This window comes from Myxococcus sp. CA039A (genome assembly GCF_013336645.1).
Lineage (GTDB): Bacteria > Myxococcota > Myxococcia > Myxococcales > Myxococcaceae > Myxococcus > Myxococcus llanfairpwllgwyngyllgogerychwyrndrobwllllantysiliogogogochensis.
In genome coordinates, this window is the sequence record NZ_JABUMQ010000405.1 from 1 (window position 1) to 8857 (window position 8857).

At 69.8% G+C, this 8857-nt stretch carries 5 protein-coding genes; 1 reads left to right on the plus strand and 4 read right to left on the minus strand.

The window, feature by feature from the left end:
- The coding region (locus HR086_RS41445) for a hypothetical protein (RefSeq protein WP_174468379.1) at nt 1-670 on the plus strand (670 nt) is incomplete at its 5' end.
- A gap of 437 nt (nt 671-1107) precedes the next feature.
- Here HR086_RS41445 and HR086_RS41450 read toward each other — a convergent pair.
- The 4 genes from HR086_RS41450 to HR086_RS41465 form a co-directional block, all read right to left on the minus strand.
- Complete coding sequence (locus tag HR086_RS41450; RefSeq protein ID WP_174456941.1) at nt 1108-3072, minus strand: 4-alpha-glucanotransferase; 1965 nt, start codon at nt 3070-3072, stop codon at nt 1108-1110.
- A 125-nt stretch (nt 3073-3197) separates the two neighbouring features.
- The gene (locus tag HR086_RS41455) at nt 3198-6386 is read right to left on the minus strand and encodes an efflux RND transporter permease subunit (RefSeq protein WP_174468380.1); all 3189 of its coding nucleotides are present in this window, start codon (nt 6384-6386) and stop codon (nt 3198-3200) included.
- A 39-nt stretch (nt 6387-6425) separates the two neighbouring features.
- Nucleotides 6426-7673 (minus strand): efflux RND transporter periplasmic adaptor subunit, encoded by a 1248-nt coding sequence (locus tag HR086_RS41460; protein ID WP_174468381.1) that lies wholly within the window; start codon nt 7671-7673, stop codon nt 6426-6428.
- A gap of 186 nt (nt 7674-7859) precedes the next feature.
- Nucleotides 7860-8855 (minus strand): ADYC domain-containing protein, encoded by a 996-nt coding sequence (locus HR086_RS41465; RefSeq protein ID WP_373564418.1) that lies wholly within the window; start codon nt 8853-8855, stop codon nt 7860-7862.
- Nucleotides 8856-8857: the final 2 nt, after the last annotated feature.

Below are 8857 nucleotides of genomic sequence, written 5' to 3' on the forward strand. Positions count from 1 at the left end.
GCCCTCGAGCCCGCCCGAGGGGACGCTTCCTCGCGAGGGCGAGGCCGCCGCGAAGCCTCCCGTGCATGTCGTGACGACGGGGAGCACGGGGGTGCCTGTCCGCGGTGGCGCTCAGGACGAGGAGCTTCCCGTTCCCTCCGGAGAGCCCGCCGAACCAACGGAGCCTCCTGGAAAGGAAGCACCCGGCAAGACGCCGCCGAGTGGTGGTGGGTACACGCCCGAGGACCCGAAGAATCGCGAGTGGACCTCCGGGGTCGTGGACATGAAGCGGCAGGATGCACCCCAGGCCACGCTGCGCTCGGTGCGCGCGGGGGCACATCCGGACTTCGACCGCGTGGTGTTCGAGTTCGAGGGGACGCAGCTACCCGGCTACCGCGTGGGGTACGCGAAGGAGCCGGTGGTGCAGTGTGGCTCGGGAGACCCGGCGTCGCTCGCGGGCAAGGGGCAGCTCCAGGTGACCTTCACTCCCGCGCGAGCACACACCGATGCGGGCCAGCCGACGGTGGCCACGCGCGAGCTGAAGCCGGCGCTGCCCGTGCTCCTGGAACTGGAGCGCACCTGTGACTTCGAGGGCGAGGTGACGTGGGTGCTGGGCAACAAGAGCGTCCAGGCGTTCCGCGTCCTGGAGCTGCGCGAGCCCACGCGCCTCGTGGTGGACGTGCAGCACTGAGCGGGGATGTGAAGCGGGGCAGGGAGTCCCGCTTCACTAGCACTTGAGGGCGGACGTGAAGCGAGCGTGGGACACACCTCGCTTCGCGGCCCGCCGGTCGCACGTGCGCGATGCCAGCCCCTTCACACCCATGGGGCACGTCGCGGTTCGCGGCCCATCGGTCGCACGTGCGCGATGCTGGCGCCCTCCACATGATGGGGGCACGTCACGGTTCGCTGCCCGTCGGTCGCACGTGCGCAATGCCAGCCCCGGGCGCTCGCGGAGGCGTCACGTCATGCCGCGCGTGCGCCGTCGGGGCGCTCGTGGAGGCGTCACGTCATGCCGCGCGGGCGCCGTCGGGGCGCTCGTGGAGGCGTCACGTCATGCCGCGCGGGCGCCGTCGGGGCGCTCGCGGAGGCGTCACTTCATGCCGCGCGGGCGCAGTCGGGGCACACGCGCTACCGGCCTTCCCTCAGCTCCTCCGCGAGCCGGTCGAGCCCCGCGAGCAGCTCACGGTGTTTCTCCCGCGCGGGCTCCCCTCCTGCTCGCAGCGCCAGGGCCAGCACGCCGGGGAGGTTCATCGCGGCGTCGCCTCGCAGGCGCTCGCGATACTCCCGCATCCAGTCCGTCGGCGCGCGCAGCGACCAGTTGCGCTCATCCACCGTGCCCGGCTCGTTGTACGTCTCCGGTATCCCCAGCAAGTCCGTGAAGAACACCATGACATTGCGCGCGCGACTGGCGAACAGGTCCGCCAGCTTCGCCTGCGCGAGCTTCCCCGGGTCCGCCGCCAGCGCTCGTGCGAAGTCCTCTCGCCGCTCGGGCTCGGGACACAGTCGGGTCGCCAGATAATCCGCCTGCGCCCGCAGCGTGCCGCGCCACTGCCAGTCCCCCACCAGACGCCACAGCGACTTCGTGTCGTGATTGCCCACCATCATCCAGTCCTCGGGCGCCACGTTCTCGCTGCGATACACGTCCGCGGGATTGCGCAGGTCCGCTTTCTGCGTGACGCGGAAGCGGCCCAGCCCATAACGCGCCATCACCCGCCCCAACGGATACGGCAGCGTGCTCAGCACCTCGCCCAGCAGGTCGCCCAAATCCCGGCCGTTGCGCCGCGCCGCCGCGACCACCGTGTCGAAGAGGACGCTGAAGCGCTGCACCTGCTCGGGCGTGAGCGACTTCACCTCGCCATCCGCGTACCTCGGCAGCGAACGGTCCAACTGCTGGGGGCTCACCAGCGAGTAGCGCGCCAGCTCCAGGTGGTCCGTGAGGTCCGGCGACGAGAACAGGCGCGCCCCGTGCTGCACCGCCCCCAACGCGTCCCACTCCCCCGCGCGGTAGACCCACGGACACACCAGCCCATGGGGATGGTCCAGCCGCAGACCGTCGTACTCCGCGAGCATCTTGTCCATGCGCGCGTCCATGAAGCGCAGCACCGCTCCGGGCCGGAAGCCCAGCAAGGGACCTTCACCGCCCTCCGCGAAGTACTGCTCCGGGTCCAACACCGGATAGTTCCACGGCTGGCCCTCCGGATTGGTGCGGCTCGGCGGAGCGCCCATCAGATACGTCCCAAGGAACAAGCCCTGCCACGCCCACGCATCGCGCGGTGAGAACCCAATCTGCAGGTCGCCGTAGAGCTTCAGCTTCAGCCCTGTCGTGCGAGCACGCAGGACTTCGTGCTGCGCATGCACCAGGAACTGGAAGAAGGCATAGCGCTCCAGTACGTCCGCGTACTGAGTCTCCAGCGCCTGCACCCGCGCGGCGGCGACACCTTCGGCTCCCGGACGCGGACTCCACAGCCGTCCATCCAAGGAGTCGGCCCACGGCCTCCAGTCCAGCACGCCTTTCTCCGCGCACAGCACATCGAAGAGCGCGTCACGCAGCAACCACGCCCGGTGTCGCTGGCGAAAGGTGTTGAAGGTCTCGGCGCCCTCACGAATGGCGGCCGAGGCATCCGGACTCGCGCGTTGGAGCCGAAACGACGTCCACGCCTCGTCGAGCACCGCGAGCTGCGTGCGGAAAGCCCACCGGTAGCGCTCCCCAGGACTGGAGGAACGCGAGCGCCCTTCGACGAGCGCGGCCACACGGCCCTTCGGAAGCAACGCACCCCAAGCCTCGTCCTCCAGCTCCGCGAGCGCCACGTTGAGCACGTTGCGAGAGAAGAGCGTGCCGTCATACGGCGAGGCGTTCGACTCCGACGTCTGCCCCTGGGGCCCCAGCTGGATGCCCGTGAAGCCCAGCCTGCGCGCGGCTTCCAGGAAGCGGGCCGCGCCCTCCGAATAGGGCGAGCCTCGGCCCGTGTCCTCGTGCGGAAGACTGGGGAAGCTGGGGTCGTGGATGCTCAGGACCAGGTTGCGGACATCGAGTGCGGCCAGGGCTTGGGTGACGAGTCGACGATGGTCTTCAGGCAGCAAGGCTCGGGACATGGCGGATGGCGACCGACCCTAGGTTCCTCCGAGGGACACGCCAACCCGCTTCTCGGGCCGACGTTCAACATCCGTCCGAGGCGGACACTCCGCGAAGCTTCTCGGACACTCCCAGCAGCCCGGTGTCACTTCTGTCGGGACTGCGGCGCCGGACGGGGCTCGCCGCCTCCGCCCGTGGGGTGCCCGGTTCCGGGTGCTCGGAAGTGGAAGACCTTGCGCAGCTTGCGGCCCATCCACGTCCGCCCATCCACCAGGATTTCGTACACCGTCGGAATCACCAGCAGCGTCAGCAACGTGGACGTAATCGTGCCGCCAATCACCGCGCGGCCCAGCGGAGCGCGGAAGTCACCACCCTCGCCCGCGCCGATGGCCACGGGAATCATGCCCGCCACCAGCGCGAAGGTCGTCATGATGATGGGGCGCAAGCGGATGCGGCCCGCCTCGATGAGCGCCTCGCGCAAGGGCATCCCCTTCTCGTGGGACCACTTCGCGAAGTCGATGAGCAGGATGGCGTTCTTCGCGACGATGCCCATCAGCAGGATGACGCCGATGAGGCTCATGATGTTGAGCGTGTCCCCAGTGATGAGCAGCGCCAGCACCACGCCGATGAGGGACAGCGGGAGCGAGATGAGGATGGCCAGCGGGTCCAGGAACGAGCCGAACTGGATGACCAGGATGAGGTACATCAACAGCACCGCGACGCCCAACGCGAGGAACACCCGCGAGAAGACCTCTTCCTGGTCGGCGGACTCACCGCCCGTCGTCAGCGTGTAGCCCGCGGGGAGCTGCACCGCGCCCACCCGCTCCTGGATGTCTCGCATCACCTCCGTCAACGAGCGGTCCTGCACGTTCGCCTGCACGTTGATGACCCGCTCCCGGTTGAGGTGCGTGATTTGCGCGGGACCGAGCGCCTGCCGGATGTCCGCCACCTGCCCCAGCGGCACGAGCTGGGGTGCGCCTCCCGGCGCCGCGCCCACCCGGATGGGGATTCGCGCCAGGTCGTCCGGGTTGTCACGCGCCTCGGGTGCCAGCCGCACCATGACGTCGCGAGTCTCACCAATCGGGTCCACCCAGTCCCCCACGTCCAGTCCCGCGAAGGCCGGCCGCAGCACCTGGGCCACCTGCCCCACCGTCACCCCGAGCTGCCCCGCGAGGCCCCGGTTCAGGTCCACCTCCAGCTCCGGCTTCTGCCCCCGCGTGGAGAGCCCCACGTCCACCGCGCCGGGCACCTTCTCCACCTCGCGCTGCACCTGTTGAGCGAGTTCAGTGAGCTTCTTCTGGTCGGGCCCGCTCAGCTCCAACTGAATCTGCTTGAAGGCGCCGCCAAAGCCCGACGTGAAGACAGACACCTTCGCGCCGCCCACGCTCGCCAGCTCCTTGCGCAGCGTGCTGCCCAGCGCATCCTGGCTCACGTCGCGGTCCGCCTTGGGCGTGAGCCGCACGTACACGAGCGCCTGGTCCACACCGGGCGCGCTCAGCGGGAGCGGCACGCCGATGGTGCTGTAGGTATAGGCGACCTCCGGATGGGCGCGGGCGACGCGCGCCACCTCCTCCACCTTGCGGCGCGTGTACTCCAGGCTGGAGCCCGGCGGCGTCTCCACCAGCAGCTCCACTTCCGAGCGGTCACTCACCGGCACGAAGCCCGCACCGCCCACCGTTCCCTGGAGCACCAACGCGCCCACGAGCGAGCCCACCGCCACGAGCACCATGGCGAGCCGATGGTCCAGCGCCCAGGCGATGACGCCCTTGTAGCGGTCCGCCTGCCGGTCGAACCACGTGTTGAAGCGGGCGAGGACGCGGGAAATGAAACCGCGCCGCGCGCCCTTCTCCACCTGCGGGTCCGCCCAGTACGCGCTCAGCATCGGGTCCAGGGAGAAGGACACGAACAGCGACACCAGCACCGCGCAGGCGATGGTGAGTGCGAAGGGTTTGAACCACTGTCCGGCCACGCCGTACATGAAGGCCACGGGCACGAAGACGGCGACGATGGAGAACGTGGTCGCCGACACCGCGAGCCCGATTTCCGAAGTGCCCTCCTTCGACGCGGTGTAGTGGTCCTTCCCCATCTCGATGTGGCGGACGATGTTCTCGCGCACCACGATGGCGTCATCGATGAGGATGCCGATGGCCAGCGTCAGGCCGAGCAGCGACATCGTGTTGAGCGTGAAGCCGAAGGCCCAGACGCTGATGAACGCCGCCAGCGCGCTCACCGGCAGCGCCAGCCCCGTGATGACGGTGGAGCGCCACGAGTTGAGGAAGATGAACACCACGAGCACGGTGAGCAGCGCGCCTTCCACCAGCGCCGACTGCACGTTCTCCACCGCGCTCTCCACCCGCACACCCGCGTCGCGGACGATGGCCAGCTTCACGTCCGCCGGGAGCTTCTTCTGCAACGCCGCCACGCGCTCGCGCACCGCGTCCGCCACCTCGGTGGTGCTGTAGCCCTTCGTCTTCAGCACTTCGATGCCCACCGCTTGCGCGCCGTCATAGAGCGCCAGCGTGCGAGGCTCCTCCGAGCCCACGAAGACGTCCGCCAACTGCCCCAGTCGGATGACCTGACCGTTGCGCGTGGTGACCACCATGTCGCGAAAGGCCTCGGGGCTCTCCAGGCGTCCCTTGAGACGGATGGACTCCTCTTCGAGCTTCGAGTTGATGCGGCCCACCGGCGCGGCCAGATTCTGCGCCTGGAGCGCGGTCACGACTTCCGCCAGGGAGATGCGCGCGGCCTGGAGCGCCTCGGGCTTGAGCTGCACGGTCATCTCCCGCTCCACGCCGCCGACGACGTCGGCCTGCGCCACGCCGGGCACCGAGCGCAGCTCGCCCACCACCAGCGGGTCCGCCACGCGGGACAGCCCGGCGACATCGAGTCGCTCCGACGTGAGGGTCAGCGAGACGATGGGCGCGTCCGCCGGGTCGAACCGCGTGAGGACGGGCTCCTCCATCTCCCGAGGCAGGTCGGCGCGTTTGCTGGAGATGGCATCGCGGATGTCTTGCGAGGCCTCCTGGATGTCCTTCTCGAACTCGAAGAACACCGTGAAGGTGGCCAGGCCGTCAGTGGCGGTGGCGGTCGTCTCCTTCGGGTCCACGCCGCTGATGGCGAAGATGGCGTCCTCGATGGGCTCGACGATTTCGCGCTCCACCGTGTCGGGTGCGGCGCCTGGGTAGACGATGCTGACGGCGATGACCGGCGCCTGGACGTCCGGGAACTCATCCGTCTCCAGTTGCCACAAGGCGACGATGCCGAAGATGACCAGCGTCACCATCGCGGTGATGGTCACGATGGGACGCTTGATGGCGAAGTCGGAGATGAACACGGGGTTTCTCCCGGAAGGACTCGAAGGGACGCAGCGAACTCAGGGCGCGCGTGGCGTCGCGCCCTCCGAGGACTCGCTCGGTGACGGGGAAGGACGTGCGGGCGCGGTTTCATTTCCGCCCTGGCGAGTGTCGGACTCGGCGCCGCCACCACCGACACCAGGGCCTTCGTCTCCTGCTACCGGCTCTCCCGGACGTGGCGCGTCCACCTTCACGCGCGCGCCCTCGCTCACCTCGTCGCGCGCGGAGCCGAGCAGCACCACGTCTCCCTCCTGCAACCCCTGGCGCACCTCCACCCGCTTCTCGACTTCATCGCGCAGCCCCAGCGTGATGGGCACGCGCTCCACACGCTCGTCTCGCACGCGCAGCACCGTGGGCTTTCCCTCGGAGTCATCCACCGCACCCAGCGGCACCGACAGCGCTCGCGCGGCCCGCGCGGCCACGCGCCCTTCGGCGAACAGCCCCGCGAGGAGCTGGAGGTCCGTATTGGGAATCGCCACGTAGATGCGCACCTGCCCCGTGTTCGGGTCCACCACCGGGTTGATGCGCTCCACCTGTCCCGTGAACGAGCGGTCCGCGTACCCGGTGACCTTGAACTCCACCGGCGTGCGCACCTTCACCTGGTCCAGATTCGCGGCAGGCACCGACGCCTCCAGGCGCAACGTGCGCGGGTCCACCACGGTGAACAGCGGCGAGCCCAGCTGCACGACGTCACCCACGCTCACCTGCCGCTCGCTCACCACGCCCACGAAGGGCGCCACCACCCGCGTGCGCCCCAGTTGCTCCTGCGCCAGCGCTTGACGGGAGCGCGCCTCCGCGAGCTGTCCCTTCGCCTGCGCCACCGACAACTGCGCCCGCTCGAAATCGCGCTGGGTGATGACTCCGGCCTTGGCCAGCTTCGCGCTGCGCTCCACCTCGGCCTCGGCCACCTGCAAGGCATTGCGCGCCGTCGACACCGCCGTGCGCGTGGCGATGACCTGGTCCCTCAACGTCGCATCGTCGATGCGCGCGAGCGCCTGGCCCTTCTTCACCACCTGCCCCTGTTGGGCCTCGATATCGAGGACCGTGCCCGCCACCTGCGCGCGGACCGCCGCCGCGGTGCGGGCCTGGAGCGTGCCCGAGATTCCAGGGCCGGAGCGCAGCTCGCTCGGCTGCGCGAGCGCCACGTTCTCCTGGCCCAATGTCACCGTGGGATCCTCGGGCTGCGCTGGCTCGCCCGAGCTCTTCTTGCAGCCGGCCACCACACAAGCCGCCGCCAGCAGCAGGCACCACGTCCCGCCAGCCGCCATCCGTCTCGTCCGTTGGGCTCGTCTCACCGCGCGTCTCCGTCCTCCGCCGGTCCCTCCCCTGCCCCCGGCGGGCCGGCTAAACGTGGTGTCGGCCCCTTGCCGCCGGAAGTCGCCCGCCTCCGCTCCTCGCCCCAGGAGACAGAGGCAGGCAGGACGCCCGCTCATGCACATGGCCAGCAGCCGGGCTCACCAGGCGCTCGGCTCCGGAGTCGCCAGGAGGACGGGTCCCTGCGTCGCCGCGGCCGGGATTTCGCTCATCAGCAGCGTGCCGAGCAGGAAGTTCGTCGGCAGGCCACACGTCGGCAGAATCGTCCCCGTGGAGCACGTCACCTGGCGCTCGCGGGCCCGCGTCGTCGGCGTGCGACAGCGCGCGCCCGAGGCGTCCCACTCCGCCTCCACGCTCCAGCCCTCGGAGTCCTGCTGCACGCCCGAGGCGTCGTACAGATTCACCCAGCTCCCATCCACCGTGTACGAGGTGCCGTCGCCGCAGAAGTCCGCGCGCACCATCCGCGTGCAGGCCTGGTGCAAGGGAGCCAGGCTTCGCCCCATCACCGTGGTGGCCCAGGGGCGGTAGCCAAAGCGGACGCACTTGGCGATGGCCGCGCCCTCGCACGCGAAGGTGAAGGCCTGCGTGTCCTCGATTTTCGCGCCGCCGCCAGCGACACCCTGGCGATAGTCCCAGCGCCCTTCCACGGGGATGGCCCCGAGCGCGGAGCCATCCTCGGCCTGACACGCGGGCTTCCACGTGTTGTCCGCCAGGGAGTAGTACGAGACGCGATAGACCCAGACGTCCTCGCTCGCGCCCGTGCCCGGCTGGATGTCGTCCACGCGCAGGGCGACGGTGTCGCCGCTCCCGAGTTCTCCGACGAAGTGCGTGCCGAGGAAGTCCATCCCGGACATCACCGTGCCGTCATGGGACTCGCCGCGGAGCACGCTGCCGTCCAGCCACGTCCGCGTCAGCGCGCCCAGGTCCGCGCGCACGGCCCCCATGAAGCGCACCCCCACGAGCATCTGCCCCAGCTCGGAGCCATTGAGGTTGCGCCCGTTGAGATTGCGGCCATTCAGGTTGCGCCCGTTGGGCGCGGACAGCTCGGCCACCTGGGTTCCCAGCGTCTCGGGCTCCCGGTCGTCCACGGCGCTCCCACACCCCGCCAACCCACAGGCGATGACCATCGCCCCCACCA

Bases quoted from the DNA above. Each gene is read 5' to 3' on its own strand.
- HR086_RS41450 (WP_174456941.1), bottom strand. From the start codon at position 3,072: ATGTCCCGAGCCTTGCTGCCTGAAGACCATCGTCGACTCGTCACCCAA.
- HR086_RS41460 (WP_174468381.1), bottom strand. From the start codon at position 7,673: ATGGCGGCTGGCGGGACGTGGTGCCTGCTGCTGGCGGCGGCTTGTGTG.